This is a genomic window from Streptomyces sp. 147326 (assembly GCF_045000215.1).
Taxonomy (GTDB): domain Bacteria; phylum Actinomycetota; class Actinomycetes; order Streptomycetales; family Streptomycetaceae; genus Streptomyces.
Genome location: NZ_CP134201.1, coordinates 522,063 through 539,114, shown reverse-complemented (window position 1 = coordinate 539,114; position 17,052 = coordinate 522,063). Strand labels below are relative to the sequence as shown.

General features: G+C 68.7%; 13 protein-coding genes and 2 pseudogenes. 9 read left to right on the top strand and 6 right to left on the bottom strand.

Features of this window, described 5'->3' with window-relative positions:
- Positions 1 to 26 precede the first annotated feature (26 nt).
- On the bottom strand, positions 27 to 1,226 hold the full coding sequence (locus RIU97_RS02695; protein ID WP_404962735.1) for an IS701 family transposase: 1,200 nt from the start codon (positions 1,224 to 1,226) through the stop codon (positions 27 to 29).
- 59 nt (positions 1,227 to 1,285) lie between these two features.
- Between RIU97_RS02695 and RIU97_RS02690 the strand changes: the two genes are divergently transcribed.
- Positions 1,286 to 2,094, top strand: a protein-coding gene (locus tag RIU97_RS02690) for an IS5 family transposase (protein ID WP_404953116.1) whose coding sequence is annotated in 2 segments (ribosomal slippage) — positions 1,286 to 1,618 and positions 1,621 to 2,094 — 807 coding nt in all. Because the reading frame shifts where the segments join, the coding sequence is not laid out codon by codon here.
- Positions 2,095 to 2,412: 318 nt separating this feature from the next.
- Here the strand turns inward: RIU97_RS02690 and RIU97_RS02685 are convergent.
- Positions 2,413 to 4,140 (bottom strand): annotated as a pseudogene (locus RIU97_RS02685) (PHP domain-containing protein); the annotation flags it as partial.
- Between the two features lie 574 nt (positions 4,141 to 4,714).
- Between RIU97_RS02685 and RIU97_RS02680 the strand changes: the two are divergent.
- From RIU97_RS02680 to RIU97_RS02670, 3 genes are all read left to right on the top strand, one after another.
- On the top strand, positions 4,715 to 5,737 hold the full coding sequence (locus tag RIU97_RS02680) for a hypothetical protein (protein WP_404953115.1): 1,023 nt from the start codon (positions 4,715 to 4,717) through the stop codon (positions 5,735 to 5,737).
- A gap of 174 nt (positions 5,738 to 5,911) precedes the next feature.
- A complete protein-coding gene (locus RIU97_RS02675) occupies positions 5,912 to 7,408 on the top strand; it encodes a histidine kinase (RefSeq protein WP_404953114.1) in 1,497 nt (498 codons plus the stop codon).
- Positions 7,405 to 8,100, top strand: coding sequence for a response regulator (locus RIU97_RS02670; RefSeq protein WP_404953113.1), 696 nt, complete (start codon positions 7,405 to 7,407; stop codon positions 8,098 to 8,100). The genes RIU97_RS02675 and RIU97_RS02670 overlap by 4 nt, the downstream gene beginning before the upstream one ends.
- Positions 8,101 to 8,145: 45 nt before the next feature.
- Here the strand turns inward: RIU97_RS02670 and RIU97_RS02665 are convergent.
- Positions 8,146 to 8,736 (bottom strand): annotated as a pseudogene (locus RIU97_RS02665) (phosphatase PAP2 family protein); the annotation flags it as partial.
- Between the two features lie 190 nt (positions 8,737 to 8,926).
- On the opposite strand from RIU97_RS02665, the gene RIU97_RS02660 reads away from it, so the two are divergent.
- The gene (locus tag RIU97_RS02660) at positions 8,927 to 9,331 is read left to right on the top strand and encodes a hypothetical protein (RefSeq protein ID WP_404953112.1); all 405 of its coding nucleotides are present in this window, start codon (positions 8,927 to 8,929) and stop codon (positions 9,329 to 9,331) included.
- Between the two features lie 1,519 nt (positions 9,332 to 10,850).
- Here RIU97_RS02660 and RIU97_RS02655 read toward each other — a convergent pair.
- Positions 10,851 to 11,036: a hypothetical protein gene (locus tag RIU97_RS02655; protein ID WP_404953111.1), complete on the bottom strand. Its 186-nt coding sequence runs from the start codon at positions 11,034 to 11,036 to the stop codon at positions 10,851 to 10,853.
- Positions 11,037 to 11,371: 335 nt separating this feature from the next.
- On the opposite strand from RIU97_RS02655, the gene RIU97_RS02650 reads away from it, so the two are divergent.
- Positions 11,372 to 12,577 carry a hypothetical protein gene (locus tag RIU97_RS02650; RefSeq protein ID WP_404953110.1) on the top strand — a complete coding sequence of 402 codons (1,206 nt, stop codon included), beginning with the start codon at positions 11,372 to 11,374 and terminating at the stop codon, positions 12,575 to 12,577.
- Between the two features lie 164 nt (positions 12,578 to 12,741).
- Positions 12,742 to 12,987: a hypothetical protein gene (locus RIU97_RS02645; protein ID WP_404953109.1), complete on the top strand. Its 246-nt coding sequence runs from the start codon at positions 12,742 to 12,744 to the stop codon at positions 12,985 to 12,987.
- Positions 12,988 to 12,995: 8 nt separating this feature from the next.
- On the opposite strand, the gene RIU97_RS02640 is transcribed toward RIU97_RS02645, so the two are convergent.
- Entirely contained in the window at positions 12,996 to 13,763 is a 768-nt protein-coding gene (locus RIU97_RS02640) for a hypothetical protein (RefSeq protein ID WP_404953107.1), read from the bottom strand.
- 699 nt (positions 13,764 to 14,462) lie between these two features.
- On the opposite strand from RIU97_RS02640, the gene RIU97_RS02635 reads away from it, so the two are divergent.
- Positions 14,463 to 15,044: a hypothetical protein gene (locus RIU97_RS02635; protein ID WP_404953106.1), complete on the top strand. Its 582-nt coding sequence runs from the start codon at positions 14,463 to 14,465 to the stop codon at positions 15,042 to 15,044.
- Here RIU97_RS02635 and RIU97_RS02630 read toward each other — a convergent pair.
- Positions 15,005 to 16,219, bottom strand: a complete 1,215-nt coding sequence (locus RIU97_RS02630; protein ID WP_404953105.1) for an IS110 family transposase — start codon at positions 16,217 to 16,219, stop codon at positions 15,005 to 15,007. The two genes, RIU97_RS02635 and RIU97_RS02630, sit on opposite strands and share 40 nt — an antisense overlap.
- Before the next feature lie 529 nt (positions 16,220 to 16,748).
- Between RIU97_RS02630 and RIU97_RS02625 the strand changes: the two genes are divergently transcribed.
- Positions 16,749 to 16,991, top strand: a complete 243-nt coding sequence (locus RIU97_RS02625; protein WP_404953104.1) for a hypothetical protein — start codon at positions 16,749 to 16,751, stop codon at positions 16,989 to 16,991.
- Positions 16,992 to 17,052 lie beyond the last annotated feature (61 nt).

The window sequence follows — 17,052 nt, the reverse complement described above, 5'->3', positions numbered from 1 at the left end:
GAGGAGGTCCAGGGCCTGGTAGAGGATCAGGCCCTGGCAGGGGCTTTTGGGTTCCTCCGCTGTTCGGTCAGGAACAGGTGGGCGGCGGTGACGAGGGTGACGTGCCGGTGCCACCCGGTGAACGAGTGGCCCTCGAAGTGGTCCAGGCCCAGGGCCGTTTTCAGCTCGCGGTAGTCGTGCTCGATCCGCCACCGGGCTTTCGCCAGCCGGACCAGGTCCTTGGCGGGGATGTCCTCGGGCAGGTTCGAGATCCAGTACTTGACCGGCTCGTCGTGGCCTTCGGGCCACTGGGCGATCAGCCAGCTGAGCGGGATCGTGCCGTCGGCGGCGGGTTTGGGCCGTCGGCCGGCGAGGCGGACGCGCAGGAGTACGAAGTGCGAGCTCATCGCGGCCTTGGAGCCCTTGCGCCAGGTCAGGGTCCGGCCCCGGTCCCGGCCCGCGGCCATCACGTGTTCGCGTAAGGAGACCGGGCGGGTTCGGTAGCGCGGCAGAGGACGCGGCCCGAGGCCGCCGTATGCAGGCTGGTGCGGTTCGGCGTCCTGCCCGTGGGCGGTCATCTCGGCTTTCACCTGGAGGACCCAGGCCAGGCCGCGGTCTTCCAGGCCGTGGCGGAAGTCGGCGTTCGCGCCGTAGCCGGCGTCCGCGACCAGAACGGCGGGCCGCAGCCCAGTGCCGGCGAGTTCGTCGAGCATGTCCAGGGCCAGCTGCCACTTGGGCCGGTGGTGCTCGGTATCGGGGATCCGGCAGGTCCGTCGGCGGGCCTCGGCTTCGGGCCCGTCCCAGGTGGCGGGCAGGAACAGGCGCCAGGACAGCGGGCACGAGGCGGTGTCGGATGCGGCGTGGACGCTGACGCCGATCTGGCAGTTGCCGACCTTGCCCAAAGTGCCGGAGTACTGCCGGGCCACCCCGGGCGAGGAACGGCCGTCCTTGGGAAAGCCGGTGTCGTCCACCACCCACACCTGCGGCCGCACCGCCGCCACCGCCCGCCACGCCAGCCGGGACCGCACCCGGTCGACCGGCCAGGTCGAGGACGTCATGAACTGCTGCAACCGCTGGTGATCGACACCGAGCCGATCAGCCATCGGCTGCATCGACTTCCGCCGACCATCCAGCAGCAGCCCCCGCAGATACAAGGCACCCTTCGCCCGCTGGTCCCGCCGCACCAGCGGCGCGAACACGTCCGACGCGAACTCCTCCAGGCGAACCCTTAGAGCTCGTAACAGGATCTTGTTGAGATGCCCTGGTCGGGCGTAACCAGTGCGATGATTCGGCCGTTCGTGAGTGCGTGAGCACTCGGCCGTGGATCGTGGACGACGACTTGTGGGCACTGATCGAGCCGCTGCTGCCGCCCTGGCCTACGAGGTCGCCAGGGCCGCGGCCGGTGGCAGACCGGTTGTGTCTGCAGGGCATTCTGTACGTCCTGCACAACGACATCGCCTGGCAACTCCTGCCGCCTGAGCTGGGGTTCGGCTCCGGACAGACCTGCTGGCGAAGGCTGGAGCGGTGGCAGCAGGCCGGAGTCTTCGACCAGCTGCACCGGATCCTGCTCGCCGAGCTGAACGCGGCCGGCCGGCTCGACTGGTCGAGGGCGTGCGTGGACGGCTCTCACATCCGCGCGAAAAAGGGGGAGCCGACACCGGTCCGTCGCCGGTCGACCGGCGGAAGACGGGCAGCAAACACCACTTGATCTGCGACGGACGCGGCACCCCGCTGAAAGTCATCACGACCGCGGCGAACGTCAACGACGTCACGCAAACCCTCGCCCTGGTCGACGGCATCCCGCCGGTGGCGGGCCGCCCCGGCCGTCCCCGCAGACGCCCGGACGCTCTGCTGGGAGACAAGGGGTACGACTCCAATCCCAACCGGGAAGAGCTGCGCAGACGCCGGATCCTGCCCGTCATCTCCCGCAAGGGCGCCCCGAACATCAAGGGCATGGGCAAACTCCGCTACGTCGTCGAGCAGACCTTCGCCCTCCTGCACCAGTTCAAACGACTCGCGGTCCGCTGGGAACGCCGCACCGAACTCCACGACGCGCTCGTCTCCCTCGCCTGCAGCCTCATCTGCTGGAGACGCCTCAACAAGCCCGATTCATGATCGTGTTACAAACTCTAAGCCTGCCTAGCGCGATAAGTCCCTAGTTTCGTGAAACCGTTGGCTGTTCCAGCACCGTTTGCCCAGGGACTCGCGGCCAGCCCAGAGTTGCCTGAGTCGCCTCACCCCTTGTGCGTGTGCGCCGATGGAGACGGCCGGGTGGAGACACTCGAATGAGCGAACACCGATGTGCAGCAGCGGTTCACGCCAGGATGTCGCCCTATCGGGCGATACCACCACACCTGTCGTGTTGGCTAGCCTTGCCTCGGCTGGCCCTGAGCTGCATAAACCCTGAAGTCGGCGTCACCGCGACAGCTCATCCCCCAGAGAATCGACGTCCTCCTTGTCGGCCTGGACCATCGGGTACTGGCCGCCCGGGGTCGGCTGCACGGGCAGCCGGTCCAGCAGGCTCGAGTTGGAGAGGATCACCCCGCACGGGTGCATGGCGATGCCCCGCGGCAGCTTGTCCAGGCCTTCGGCCAGCTCCCACAGCGGCCCGAACGAGCTGGCCTCCGCCGCGAGCCGCTTCAGCTCTGGCAGCGTGGCCAGCGCGTCGCGGATGTCGCAGGCCCGGATGTGCGGGAACGACTTCGCGATCCGGTCGACCACCTGGGGTGCGATGCCCAGCGCGAGGCCGGTGTCGCGCAGGGCGTGCCGGGCCCGGTAGGTCTCCGGCATACCGGTCACCGCGACGCGCTGGGTCCCGAAGCGCTCGATGATCCGGTCGTAGACCTCCAGCCGGCGCGCGGACTCCACATCGACGTCGATGTCCGGCAGCGACGACCGGCGCTCCGACAGGAAGCGTTCGAAGAGCAGGTCGTGGTCCAGCGGATTGGCCGTCGCCACGAACAGGGCGTGGTTGACCATCGAGCCGGCGCCCGAGCCCCGGGCCGCGACCCGGATGCCCATCGCGCGGACGTCCGCCACCACCTGGGCGACCGCCAGGAAGTACGCCTCGTACTCCAGCTTCCCGATGACCCCGAGTTCGTACTCCAGCTGCTCGACCGCACGCCGGTCGCGGTCCAGGCCGCGGGCGAACATGCCCGCCTCGCACCGCTGGCGCAGCAGCCGCATCGCGCCGCCCGGCCCCGGCTCGGCCCCTACAACCTCCGGCTCGGGGAAGTGCGGCTGGCCCAGCCCCAGGTCCGCGACCGGATCTAGGACGCACTCCTCCCCGGCCCGCACCGTCTCCGCCAGCAGCGCCGCCGCGCGGCCTGCACCGCCGCCGGACGCCTCCGCGATCCGCTCCGCGTCGGCCCGCAGGGCGGCGGGGTCCTTCAGCCAGCGCTCGCCGCAGTCCAGCATCCGGCGGTCGATCGGCCGCAGCAGCCGGCCCGCATCCAGCACGTCAGCGATCCGGTGCTGCGCCGGATCGGCGTACCGGACCGCGTTCGTCAGCACCGCACGCACGCCGAGCTGGTCGGCGAGCCCGACAGTGCGGGCGGCAAGCCGCAGCGAGCCCGGCCCGGTGCCGGGCACACCCCAGCACACCGCCTCCAGCCGCAGGTTTGGCCCCGTCACCTCCCGCCACGGCGCGAGCAGCCGCTCGGCGAGGTCCGGCCGCCCCGCCGACAGGGCGCGTACCGGCTCCGAGACCGGCCCCAGCAGGACCAGCAGGCCCTCATCCGCGTACCGCCCGAGAGTCTCCCAGGACACCACCGGCGCTTCCCCGGCCGCACCGGCGTGCGCGGCCGATACCAGACGGCACAGCCGCGCCCACCCGGCGGCGCTCCGCGCGAGCAGCGTGACCCGCAGAGGGGGCTCCATCACGTGCGCGCCACCGCGCACCGGAGTGCGCAGGCGGGCTGCGGATCCGGGGCGGGCGGGGGCGTGGGGGGCGACGGCGACGTCGACGCCGAAGACGGGGCGGATGCCGGCGGCGGTGGCCGCCTTCGCGAAGCGCACGGCGCCGGTCACGGTGTCGCGGTCGGTCAGCGCGAGCGTACCGATCCCGCGCTCGGCAGCCTTGCGGACCAGGTCGCGGGGGTGGGAGGCGCCGTAGCGGGCAGAGTAGCCACTCGCCACGTGGAGGTGGACGCCGCTGATCATGCCTACCTCCTACGAATACACGATTTCAGCCGGTATGGCCGAAACCTCTCCCTCCAAGATATCGAACGGAAATCGAACAGCACGAATCGGTTACTCCGAAGTAGGGACGCGATCAGCGGTTGTGACTGTGCGCGATAGTTGGCGCTTGAGCACGCTAGTTGGCGGCTGCGCGCGATAGTTGCCTGGCAGGCTAGCGGGTGGAGCGGCCTGGGCAGGCGCTTTTCCACGATCTGCGGTCTGCATGACGTTCCGCGCGGTGTGCTGATGACATGACGGGTGCTGACCTCGGGTGCGTGTGGTCTCACTGCTGCGGGTTCGATGAGCTGGTGGTGCCGTACGTGGTTCCGGGTGGAGAGGCTGCGGATCCGAGGCTGGATTGGGCGGGACGCTGGGCTGTGACGTGGCGTGTCGACGGCGCCGAGGTCATCTGTGCGGTGCGTGATCTCGCCGCGTTTCCCTGGTCGCGGGCCCGGCCATGGTGGTCTGCGGCGTGCAGCGCCCTGACTACCCGGTGGCTCTGCCTGGTCCGGATCGCGCATGATTCAATCTCTGGTGGATTCGACGGGGGTGTGGCGTGGGGGACTGGCGGACCGATCCGACGTTCGCGATGTGCAGGGCTCTGGTCGACGGGGCGGATCTGGCGTCGTTCGCGGGAGGCCCGTTCGACATCCGGGCTGTGACGGCGACCATCCGGCCCGAGACCATCGACGGAGCCGTCCTCGACGGCCTTCCCTGGGGGAACTTCCCTCACGGGGAGGATGCCCGGGAGGCCGTTCGCCTGCTGCGGACCAAAGACGGATCGGCACGTAGCGCGATGGGTGTACTGATCGGCATGTGCGCCGACGACAGCCGGGCCGCCGCCGCTCTCGCCGTCCCGTTCCTGATCCGGATCGCCACCGACCCGCACCATCCACACCGCACCGCCGCCCTCGGCGGTCTCGCCGCCCCGGCCCGCGCCCGTTACTTCGGTGTCGCCTCCCGCGCCGAACTCCTCCTCCACCGCCCCGGCCCCCGGCACGACGACTACGACGACTACGGCGTTGAGGTGACCGGCTACCCGGCAGGCTGGTCGGTGGCCGCTGCCCGAGCCGCGATCACCGCCGGAACCCCCTTGCTCCTGCCTCTCCTCGATGACTTTGACCCTGCCGTGCGCATCGACGCCTCCTACGCTCTCGCCACCGCAGCCGACCCCGGCCATACGGTCCGAGCCGCGTTCGCTACCCGGTTCGCCAAGGAGCAGGACCCCATGGTCCTGGCCGCCATGATTCTCGCGACCGCAGAAACCACACGTGCCCACCCGCACCCACCGGCCACCGCGTGGATCCGCGAGGTGTGGCAGGACCCGGCGCAGGCCCCCGAAGTCCGTCTTGCCGCCGCGATCGGCTGGCTCTGCCTGACCGACGAACCCGCCCCCGACGCCCTGCACACCGCCATCGACGTCCTGGCCACCGAAGAACGCGCCCGCGCCATGGAGGCCCTGCCCTGGATGGCTGCCGTCGGCGGCAATGAGCCGGGGCTCCTGCGCTGCGTCCGCTGCATGCTCCACCCGGAACACCCCGAACCGTACAGCGACGACCCCTGGTCCCCAGGGCGCTGAGCGACGAGTGGCCGGCCCCCGACCACGTCGCCCGCACACCCGCTCGCGTTCTGTGCATCGCAGTTGTCCGTCGGGGCCAACTATCGCGCTCAGTCACAGCGGTTGTGACTGGTTCCTGCGGTAGTGGACTTTCGGCAGTGCCGCGGCGCGGCGGAGTTCCGTAGGGTCGCGTCCGTGAGAACAGTGATCATCGCCCGGGTGCCGGCACCGGTACTGTCCGCAGGCCTCTTCATCGGGGCGGTGGCGGCCGTTGGCACAGGTGTCGCCACTCTGTGGTGGGGCATACCGGCGGCGGTCTGCGCCTTCCTCGCGGGCTGGCAGCCGGGGCGGAACCGGAGCACGGGGGCAGCCTTGGCCGGAGTGCTCGCGGCCGCCGTGGTGGCTGTGCTCCTGGTGCCGGCGTGGCTGGGCTGGGCGAGCCAGTTCGTGGGGTTGCTGCTCGTGGCGGCGATGCTGCCGTGGTTCGCGGGCCGGTTCCTGCGCCAGTACCGCGAACTGGTCCGGGCCGGATGGGAGCGGGCCGCGCGGCTGGAGCGGGAGCAGCATCTGGTCGCCGAACAGGCCCGGCTGCGCGAGCGGACCCGGATCGCGCAGGACATGCATGACCTCCTCGGCCACGACCTGAGCCTCATCGCCCTGTCCGCGGGGGCACTGAAGCTGGCCCCTGGTCTGTCTGAGGACCACCGGGCCACCGCCCGGGACATCCGCGCCAGGGCGGGAGCCGCCGTCGACCGGCTCGGCGAGGTGATCGGTGTACTGCGCGAGCCGTCGGATCTGGCTCCGGGGCCCGAGCCCGGCGCTGGGCTCACCGAACTCGATGGCCTGGTGGACCGGGCGGCCGCGGCGGGGCTTGACGTCCGGCTGCGTGTGGAGGGCGAAGCGGCGGCCGGTGACGCGCTGCTGGTCGTCGAGCGGGCCGTGCTGCGCGTCGTCCAGGAGGCGCTGACGAACGTTGCCAAGCACGCGCCCGGGCACCGGGCGACCGTCGTCGTCCGGCACGCGGAAGGACGGACCGAGGTCAGTGTGACGAACGAGCCGGTGCCCACCGTGTCTGCGCCCCACCATGACCGCGCCGCTCGTACCGCACCAGGGTCCCGGGTCTCAGCACCCGGCGAGGGCCACCGCTTCGGGCTCATCGGCCTGGACGAACGCGTCCGACTGGCTGGTGGCACCTTCACCTCGGGCCCCGAGGGCGGTGGGTTCGCCGTCAGGGCCAGGCTTCCGCACCGTCCCGGGGCCGTGCCCCCGCCCCGCCGCGCCGAGCCCGGCGATCCAGGTGACGTGCTGCCTCCTGAGCACCGCAGTGCCCGTCGCCGGCTGGGCCGTACCGCCGCCGCGGCCGTCCTGGTGCCGCTGTGCACCTCCGCGTTGCTCATCGGCGGGGTGCGGGCGTGGGACACCGTGACGGCACGGCAGTCGGTCCTCGCACCGCAGGACTACGCCCTCCTGCACGTCGGCCAGCCACGCGCGGACGTGGCGCCGTACCTGCCCAAGCGCCAGACGACCCGCCGCCCGGCAGCACCCACGCCCGCACCACAAGATGCGGCCTGCGAGTTCTACGTACAGACCGGCGACCCGTTCGACGACCGCTCGGGGGACATCTACCGTCTCTGCTTTCGGGCCGGACGCCTGGTCTCCACCGACAACTACACCGGGAAGGCTGTCCGATGATCCGAATCCTGATCGCCGACGACGAGCCCATGATCCGCGCAGGCGTCCGCGCAGTCCTTGCCACCGACCCCGGCATCACCGTCGTCGCCGAGGCAGCTGATGGCCACCAGGCGGTGGAGCTCGTACAGCGCCACCGCCCGCAGGTGGCCGTCCTCGACATCCGGATGCCGGGGACCGGCGGTATCGAAGCCGCCGCCGAGATACGAAGGACCGTCCCCGAAACGGGGGTTGTGATGCTGACGACCTTCGGCGAGGACGAGTACATCCTGCGCGCCCTGAGCGAAGGTGCCGCCGGCTTCCTGATCAAGTCCGGCGAGCCGGAGGAACTGATCGCCGGTATCCGGGCGGTTGCCGACGGCGCCGCCTACCTGTCACCGAAGGTCACGGCCCGGGTCGTCGCGTATCTCGCCTCTGGCGGTGCGGGAGCCCAAGCCAACCGCCGTTCCGCGGCCCGCGCCCGCGTCGAGGCCCTGACCGCGCGGGAGCGGGAGGTGCTCGGCTTCCTCGGCAGCGGGTTCTCTAACGGGCAGATCGCGCGCCGCCTGCGCCTGGCGCAGGGGACGGTGAAGGCCCACGTCAGCTCGATCCTCGCGCGCCTCGGAGTCGACAACCGGGCCGCGGCGGCCGTGGTCGCGCACGAGGCCGGCGTGGTCCCGGTGTCGTCCGACCGGCTGCCGTACGTGGACAGCTGACACCGCCCGCATGGCAATCGGCCGTATGAGGAGCCGCACGGTCACCACGGCCGTCGCGCCGAGCGCCGCGGCCGCCAGGACGTCGTGCGGATAGTGCACCCCGACCAGCACCCGCAACAGGGCGGCCACCCCGGCCACCGGCAAGGCCAGGGCCGCGAGCCGAGGCCGTACCAAGGTCACGCCGACGGCCAGCGCGACGGCCAGGGTGGCGTGGTTGCTGGGGAACGACCAGTCGCCCGGCTCGGGACACGGCACGAGGACCGCGGCCCCTGGCAGGGCACGACACGGACGTTCCTCGTCGACAAGGAGTTTGACCGCCTCACTCAGTCCGTAGGCGACGACGGTCCCGGCGGCGGCCACAGCCACCCCGGCCAGCCCCTCCGCATCCCTGCGGCGCAGGGCGCTCCAGCCGACCCAGGCCAACAGCAGGCCCAGGAACAGCAAAGTGCCCTCACTCGCCGCTTCCAGGACGGTCTCAGCCCACGGCGGCCCGTCCGCCACTCTCCCGGTCAGCGCCCGGTATGCCCGCACCGAGAAGCCCGCAGTGACGTGCACCGGCTCGTTCGTCCCCAGCACACCACCGGGCGCCAGCCAGACCACGGCCGCTGCCCCTACCCCGGCCGACCCGACCGCCATCGGTAGCCGTCGACCCCATCCATATCGCTTGATCGAATCCATGCTGCCCACGGTAGGAACACCGCAGGCGGGGCACCCTGGCCGAATGACAGCCCGATACCCCGACGATCGTCAGGGTTGACCGGTACAGGCTGAAGAGACAGGACTAGGACTCCGGGGCCACTCCAGCACGGTCGCGCCGGGCGACTTCGTGCGCGAGGCCGCCGACCTGATCGGTCTCGCCGAGCACGTCCAGCGCCAGGCCGTCCTCCACGAGCGCGCCCGCGACACCAGCTGGGAGGAGATCGGCGAGGCCCTGGGCGTCACGCGACAGTCCACTCACACCAAGTTCGCCAACTACGTCAACGCGTTGCACGAACCGCTCGACAAGCCCGAGCGGTGCCACCCCGACGGCACCGCAGACGACAAGCGAATCCCCTACGGCTTCCGCTACGCCCCGAGCAGCGCCGTCCCGGCCAACGGCATTGCAGAGAAGACCGCCTGCACCCTGGACCGGTGGCTGCGCCAGCACAGCGGTCAGACGACACCTGGAGCGACCAGGTGCACCCGGTCAGCGACACAGGCACCACCCGTCCTCAGATGCCGGTGGGTGTGAACGCATCAGATGCGTGCGCTGGGGGCGCGCGCGATGCTGGTAGCAGGTGATCGTTGACTTGGGGACTCAATACCGCCGGAGCGAGTAATGTGCGCATTAATTTATCGCGTCTCGGATATGCAGATGTTTTTGCGTGAAGACGGTATCTTCAGCTCAGGGCCCAACGACGGTGATGAAGTTATCGATCTGTCAGAAGCCCCCGATTTGCTGGGAGTCGAGTACGTAGGCAGTCATATTCGTCAACTGGCACAGTTCCGATCAGGCGGCCTTCCCTACTATGAAGAGCCCTCCTATAAAGCTCTGAAAGAAGCATCCGACCTGGTTACCTTTGGGTCCAGCCTCTTTGAGCTTTTCACGGAGTTGAATAACTGGCTGTCCCACGCTCCTCCGCCCAAGGATCCTGCTCTTGTACTTCTGGCGCAATTGAACGCCAAGATGCAAGCCATTGAGGACTTTCAGCTGGCAAGCTGGGTCACATCGCGGGAGCAACATCTGGCCACGTTGCGCGCCTACTCGCACACCGCTATAGTCGCCGCGAGAGAATATGCGGAGGTGTGGTGGAATTGGCACGGAGATGGCGAGCCGTTGGATGAGCCGTACTGGGCAAACGTGATCCATTCCGCCTTGCACGATTCTGCTCTGGCGGTCAGTGAGTTGATGCAGCCAGCCTCCTGGATGCGCCCGCAGAGCCTTGCCGCAATTTCCAACAAGGGTGACCCGACCCCTTACCCAAAAGGTTGGATGACGAATCTTCCAGATCGTGCTGAAGCGGATGGCCTATTTCGTGTCTGGGATTACAGGTGGGCCCTGCCGGCTCTGACGTATGCCATAGCAGCAAGGATTATCGCCCTAAAAGCAAGATATTCTCCGGGCGCTCTGCCTGGCATCCCGGCGGTAGCGGCGGAACTGGAAGGGTACGCCCAATACCTCGGCGAAATATGGAAGCGCATGAACGCCGGTATCCGCCGTGGCCTCAGCTACGCCACTTGGCCTCATAGGCAATACTCGGACTTCGTCAACAATGGTTGGGTGCCAGCTTTTGTAGTAGACCTCAATGGGGGAGAATGGGTCGGAGGGGTAGCGTTCTGGCCCGACCTAGACAACCGAAACCTGTGGTGGTGGAATGGCCAGCTACCTCCAACCGAATACATCCCGAGCGGAGTTGGGCTCGGGACAGAGCAGTGGGTCGCGAAGTTCGTCACCCTCATCCAACATTGGGGATTCGGTCACCTGCAGGAGGCCACGGGGATGGGCGAGCTCATGATGTTTATTGGCGACATTTGGAACCTGCACGACGGGTACTATCGCAGCGCACCGTTCAACACCTGGCAGCGTTCCATAGACGACATCACCTCGGACGAGGACCTCCGAAAGGATGCCATTACAGCGGCCTTCCTTTCGGATGTAGATCCCACACTGCGGCTGAGCGAGAAGGACTCCAACGCCTTCTACATCTACAGCGCCCTACGCTCCCATCGCGGCGAAGCGGAGAAATCCGTCGAGCAGTGCGCAGAAGATCTCATTCGCATGGGCAGATCCCTTCAGGTGGGTGATAGCCGCAGACGTCCGGGATCTCCCACGTGTGATCGTATAACCTCTGGCGCCGCGCGGCGTACCGCTTGACCGAACGGTTTCGGTGCCCGCGATCAGGTGGCACCGCGAGCGGGTCCTTCAGAAACAGGCCGACATACCGCACGGTGCGCATTTGGAGCGCGAATCCGAAGAGTCGACAAGACCCGAGGCGCCGGCCTGCTCATCGCTCAGCAATTCCACCGGCACGAGCCGGACCTGTGTTCGCGAGGCAGCCCCGAGCGTCAGTCTGTGCATGACGCAACGGTCCTGTCAGATCGGTTGCGACAGAGCCTGAACGTCAGCTGTCGCCGGACAGTCACCCAGCAGCGGAGGGTATCCCCGCAGCCTCTCCAGGTGCGTGACTCAGCTCTGGGGCGAGGCCTCAACTGGGGTTCGGGCAGCGCGTATTCTCCGACGTGATCTTTCTCCGTCTGCCCGATCCCGAGTGAGGTACCTGTGCGTGTTCCTGTGCGGCCGTTAGCGCTCGCCCTGCCCCTGACCGTCGCTCTGCTCGCCGGATGCGGCCGGGCAGCCGACGACGCAAAGTCGAACAGCAGCACACCCCTGGCGGCCGCAGCCTCGTCGGCGCCGGCGAAGCAGACCCTGGCGCCGCACGATCCCCCGCAGTGGTTCGATGCGCAAGGGCAGGTGCCCTTGCCGGAGGCGGCCACGAAGGGCCGGACCAACCTGGCCGGGCAGGTCCGCGGCGGCGGTGAGGACCTGCCGGTGCTCCTCCACGAGGACCGGGCTTTCGTCGTCTCCCCCACGGGCGTTCAGGTCATCGACCTTGCCGACGGCCGCACCGTGGGCGAGGAGACCGCCCGCGGCGACGTCCTGGGACAGGACACCGACGGGTTCATCCTGCCGCCGGTCCTGGCCGGCAGCGAAGTGCTGGTGCCCTTCCTGCTGACGGTGCCCGCCTCCGGCACCCACACCGCGGGCGCGATGGTTGAGCTCGTCGCGGTCAGCACGGCGCCCCCGTACAAGGCCGCCTGGCGGACGACCGTCAAGCTGCCCGAGTGGGCGCTCCAGTCCTCCGGCAAGGTGCAGGCCGCGGCCATCGGTGCGGAGAATGGCACGGCCGTCGTCACCGTGACGGGCGGCGGCGACGCCGTGTCGTACGGCATCGACACCGCCTCCCACGCCCTGCGCTGGACGCAGCCCGGGCTGGAGACCGTCCAGACCGGCGCGGGTACGGCGGTGGGCCTGCTCCACGTCGAGCCGCTCACCTCCGTACCGCTCGCGGTCGACCTTGCCACCGGTACCGAGAAGTGGCGCGGGGTGAAGACGTACGCCGCGGTCATGAACGGGGCCGGGCCCGGCACGGTCCGGGTCGCGGGCCCGCAGGTCGGCGACAAGGGCGACCAGCTGCTGGACGTGACCAGCGGGAAGGCCCGCGCCACCATGCCGCCGGGGATGCGAGCGGTCGACTGCACCTACGACCGCGCCGCGACGCTGGTGTGCACGAAGGGGTTCGCAGTCGTGGCCGTGGACGCGGCCACCGGCAAGCTGCTGTGGGCCCTCAAGGACGGAGACCAGGGCCGCAAGCCCCCGACCGTGACCACCGTGTGGCACGGGCGGCTTACGGCCGTGGAGCGGGCGGCCCTGTCGTTCTCGACGCGCGGACCGGCACCGACATGCCCACCAAGCCCGAGGCCGCACCGCTTCTCGTGAACGAATACGCCGGGCTTGTGCTCGACGACAACTGCCTGTTCAGCTTTCCGGCCGGCGGCTGAACACTCCCACTCCTGCGCAGCGCGTCAAACGGCAGTACCAGTCCCGAGGCCGCCTACCGGCCCATGGCCTCGGAGAGTTGGTCCCAGCGGACGGTGACAGAGGTGGCCTCACGGCACCCGCACGGCATCCGCAGCCACACGGTCGTGTCCGCGCGGGCCGCGAGTTCCGTGGAGCCGTCACCGAGCATCAAGTCCAGCTCCCCGAACGCGAAAGCACCCCGCATCGCCCCGGCTGGGCAACGAACAACGCGTCTCGCGCTGACCTTGCGCCCGCACTCCAAGGTCCTGGCCGGCCATCTCGAAGTGGTCGACCAGTGGGAAGACAACGCCCTGCTCGGTGTGCTGTGATCTGCCCCTCACTCCGCGGGTGCTGTGGCTAGAACAACGAGTTTGTAGCAGTCCACGCCTGGGACGAGATCGATGAGGACGGCCTTCCAGTCCACCTTCTCTTTCGTGCCTGCGTTTTCGATTATGGCGTAGCCATCGAGCCCATTGCTAACCCACTGGATGACCGTTCCCCTCTTGCCAAGTACGCGCGGGTGAGGTGCGATAGCCAAAGCGGCATCCTTCAAGCATCCCACTGTTACTTCCGCCTTTTTCACTTCTTTCTTTTCGGCATCGGTCAGCTCATCTTGATTTCCTTCGATCTTATAGAACTCGCCGCAGAATCCGCCGCTCTCGGCCTCGGCCCAAGGCCGATTCGCCCTCTCGCATTCGCGCTGGGCTTCGGACTTGCCGGTGGTCGCGGTGCCCTGTTGCTGCCCGTCGATCTCGCTGTTTCCGTCGGTCTGGCCCATGCCGTCGCGCTGGGGGTCGGTCTTACTGGTGCCCTGCGGGTGCTGGCTGCCGGTGTCGGTGCCCTGCGGGTGGCTGCCATCCTGCTGGGAGCTCGTGTCGGTGCCCTGCGGGTGGCTGCCATCCTGCTGGGAGCTCGTGTCGGAACCGCTGGTGTCGGTCCCGGACTGGTCACTGCCGGGATCGTCCTGCGCTGGCATCGACTCCGCGACTGGGGCTTGAGAGGCTGCCGTAGCGATGGTTGCACCTGTTGAGAAGGCAAGTGCTGCAGCCAGGCATGATGCGCCGATACACGTAGGAATTCGACGGCGCCGCTGAGTGCTGCTCATGATGGTCCCCTGTTGTAAAAAAGCATGACGGGGGGTCCGGACTGACTCGCAGATTCCCGAGGAAACCACTTTCACCCCCCGGGGCGTGTGGACAGGAGCCAGTCCCCATACATGCCATCCTTCACCTCTTAGCTGTTGATGGCAAAGGAAGCAAGTGGCCGAATTTCACTGAACGTTCAACTGTGATGAATAGCAGCCTCCCGGTCCCGAGACGACGGCGCGGCCTGGGGTGCCCCCGACAAGGTACTAGCTGCATAACGAACGCATGTGCGAACAGGGGTGGGGTATAGATCCCGGCCTCGGAGGCGGTGCCGCTCCGCAGGAGGCTCGGCAGGAGTGGATTTCGTGGTGCCCCCGGGCGGTGCCACTCAGGTCATCGCCGTCCACGAGCGGCGTCAAGGGTCGGGCGTTGCCCCGGCCGGGAGAAGTGACAGCGGGCTCAGCGGGCGGCCTTCTTTTGCCTGTTCCGTAAAGTACAAGGTGCCTTCGGTCGCCTCCCCGCCCCCGACCGCGAGGAGGGGCGACCCGCCGACCGGTCTTGCTCGGCGATCTACTGCTTCGGCCGATGCAGCCGCAGGCCCTCTTCTACGCTCATCCCCTGACGCGTGGGGCGAGGCTGGGGGCAGGGTGCAGGCGAGGGGTGCGTGGGCGGGTTCGGCGGTTGCGGCCGCAGCGGCAGTGGCCGCCGCGGCGTCGGCCGTGGTGACGAACTACGTGACGGATGTGCTGCCGGGCCGGGCCGAGGACCCGTGGGTGGTGTGGCCCGCTTTCATCGTCTCCGTGGTCGTCGCGGCCGCGCTGGCCGTGGTAGGCCGTCGCATCGAGGGCGGTGGCGGGCCAGGGCCCGTGCGGCTGGTGCCGCTGGAGCGGGTCCTGGCCGGCGGGATGGAATCTCTGTCAGCCCCCCACGGGGACGGACCCGTCCGCGGGCGTACCGACGAGCTCGCGGCACTGCGGCGCATGCTGAAGCGGCCCGCCGAGCGACTGGCGGTGCTGTGCGGAGTGGGCGGGGTGGGTAAAACCACAATCGCCTCCGCCCTGGCCGACATCGCCCGCGCCGAAGGCGTGCGCGTGTTCTGGGTGCGCTGGCGCGGACAGGCCGAGCTCGCCGAGCAGATGGCCCGCATCGCCCTGAAGTGCGGACTCCCAAAGGACCAGCTGGAGGAAGCGCGGGCCGGGGGGGGGTGTCTCTATGTCCTTCGTCAAGGATGTGGCGCCGGGTTTGAGGCTGTTTGGGGCGGTCATGCGGCGAGAGTGACGCTGGGGGTCCGGGATTCGTAGAAGGTTCCGTCGCGGAGCATGGCGAAGAGGACGCTGATGCGTTGGCGGGCGAGGCGGAGGAGAGCCTGGGTGTGGGTTTTGCCGCGGGCTCTTTGCCTATCGTAGTAGGCGCGGGAGGCCTGGTCGGCGTTCATGCAGGCGAAGGCGGAGAGGAACATGGCGCGTTTGAGCTGCCGGTTTCCTCCTCTGGGTGCGTGTTCGCCGTGGATCGAGGTCCCTGACGACTTCGTCGTGGGGGCGAGGCCGGCGTAGGAGGCGAGGTGGGCGGCGGTGGGGAAGCCGGTCCCGTCGCCGACGGTGACCAGCAGGACGGCGGCGGTCCTGACTCCGACTCCCGGCATCGAGGTCAGGACCTGGTGAAGAGGGTGAGCCACCAGCAGGGTGCTGATCTGGGCTTCCAGGGCCCGGCGTTGGTCGTGGACCGCGGCGAGCGAGCGGGCCAGCGACGGGATGACCACGTCGAGGGTGCCGGTTCCCGGGACCACGACGGTCTGTTCGTCGAGGGCGTCGAAGACGTCGTCGATCAGCCGGGCCGCCATGCGGGGGGCCTTGGGACGGATCACCTCAACGAGTCTGCGGCGGCCGGCTTTCCGCAGAGCGTTCGGGGATCCGTATCGCTCGAGGAGCCAGGTGACGGCGGGGTGGTCCAGCCGCGGGCCCAGGACCCGCTCGAGGCTGGGGTGGAACTGGGTCAGCAGACCGCGTATCCGGTTCGAAGTGCGGGTGGCCTCGGCCGCGAGGTCCTGGTCGAAGCCGGTCAGCACCGTGAGCTCGGCGGTGATCTCGTCGGTCAGCTCCAGCGAACGCAAAGTGTGAGGCATCGTCCGGGCCGCGTCCGCGATCACCGCCGCGTCCTTCGCATCGGTCTTCGCCTCGCCTGGATAGAGGTCGGCGATCCGTCGCATCGCGAGTCCGGGCAGGTAGGCGACCTGGCAGCCGGCGTCGCGGGCGACGGTCAGAGGCAGGGCGCCTATGGATGCGGGCTGGTCCACGATCACCAGGACGGTGCCGAACTTGGCTTTGAGCTTGTCGAAGACGGCCCGCAGCTTCGGTTCGCTGTTGGGCATCGCCTTGTCGAAGACCTTCTTCCCGGCCGGGGTGAGCCCGTGGCCGTGGTGGGCGGTCTTGCCGACGTCCATCCCGAGGAAGACGCCCACGCCTTCGGTGTCTAACATCGCACCCTTCCCAGGTGTTGACCGTGCCGGCCTCGGCAATGGCACCGTGCTCGCGCATCCACGTTATGTAGACCTGCCGCCCACGTCTGTGCCCGGCATTGCGCCGGACCGGGCGGTGGCCGGGTCTCTCATCAGCGTCTCCGACGGCACCCCTCGGACCCGGCGACACCACCCCCCAGGTCATGCCTTCGACAGAGGGGACACAGTCATACCGGGCCCGGAGGCCAGCGGCCCCATTGCAGGACCGCGAAAAACATAACGGGGGGGGCGGGCCTCCCCGATGTCCGGCCTCGGGACTGGTGAGATCGCATGTTGAAGCGTCGCGTATTCCTCAGCGGTACTGCCTCACTGTCACGGTGAGTAGTGGGCGAGAGCCTTGGTGATGGGGAGGGAGCCAGGGCAAACGCCAGGTTCTACGCCGAGCAGCGATCGGTTTCAGCGGCGGGATGTCACGCTCAAGGCCTCTGTCTGCTTAAGGAACCAGACGCGGCCGCGTGGGGCGTGCCGCACACGGTGGAGGAGCTCGGGCATGGATCCGGTGACGGCATGGGGACTTGGGGTATGGCTGGCTAGCTACCTCGCACAGATCAGCTACCAATGGATGAAGGTTCGGGCAGAAGTCCGGCACGCTGAGCTGTATCACCACGGGTTGTCCGAGCGAATCCGTTTCCTGCCGTCTGGCAGCCGACTGTCAGAGAAGACGGGCGACAGTCAGGTCGAGATCACCGTGGGTGGGGTGGTCGCTCCTCATGAGGAGATGCGAAATGAGTGAACTCCCCGGTACGGCTGGGCAGATAGAGCCGACTGAGCAAAGTGACCTATCTCGACTTCTT

What these genes read in the sequence shown, in the direction of transcription:
- RIU97_RS02670 (WP_404953113.1), top strand. Translation starts at nt 7,405, where the DNA reads ATGATCCGAATCCTGATCGCCGACGACGAGCCCATGATCCGCGCAGGC.
- RIU97_RS02655 (WP_404953111.1), bottom strand. Translation starts at nt 11,036, where the DNA reads ATGCGCACCGTGCGGTATGTCGGCCTGTTTCTGAAGGACCCGCTCGCG.
- RIU97_RS02640 (WP_404953107.1), bottom strand. Translation starts at nt 13,763, where the DNA reads ATGAGCAGCACTCAGCGGCGCCGTCGAATTCCTACGTGTATCGGCGCA.
- RIU97_RS02630 (WP_404953105.1), bottom strand. Translation starts at nt 16,219, where the DNA reads ATGTTAGACACCGAAGGCGTGGGCGTCTTCCTCGGGATGGACGTCGGC.
- RIU97_RS02625 (WP_404953104.1), top strand. Translation starts at nt 16,749, where the DNA reads ATGGATCCGGTGACGGCATGGGGACTTGGGGTATGGCTGGCTAGCTAC.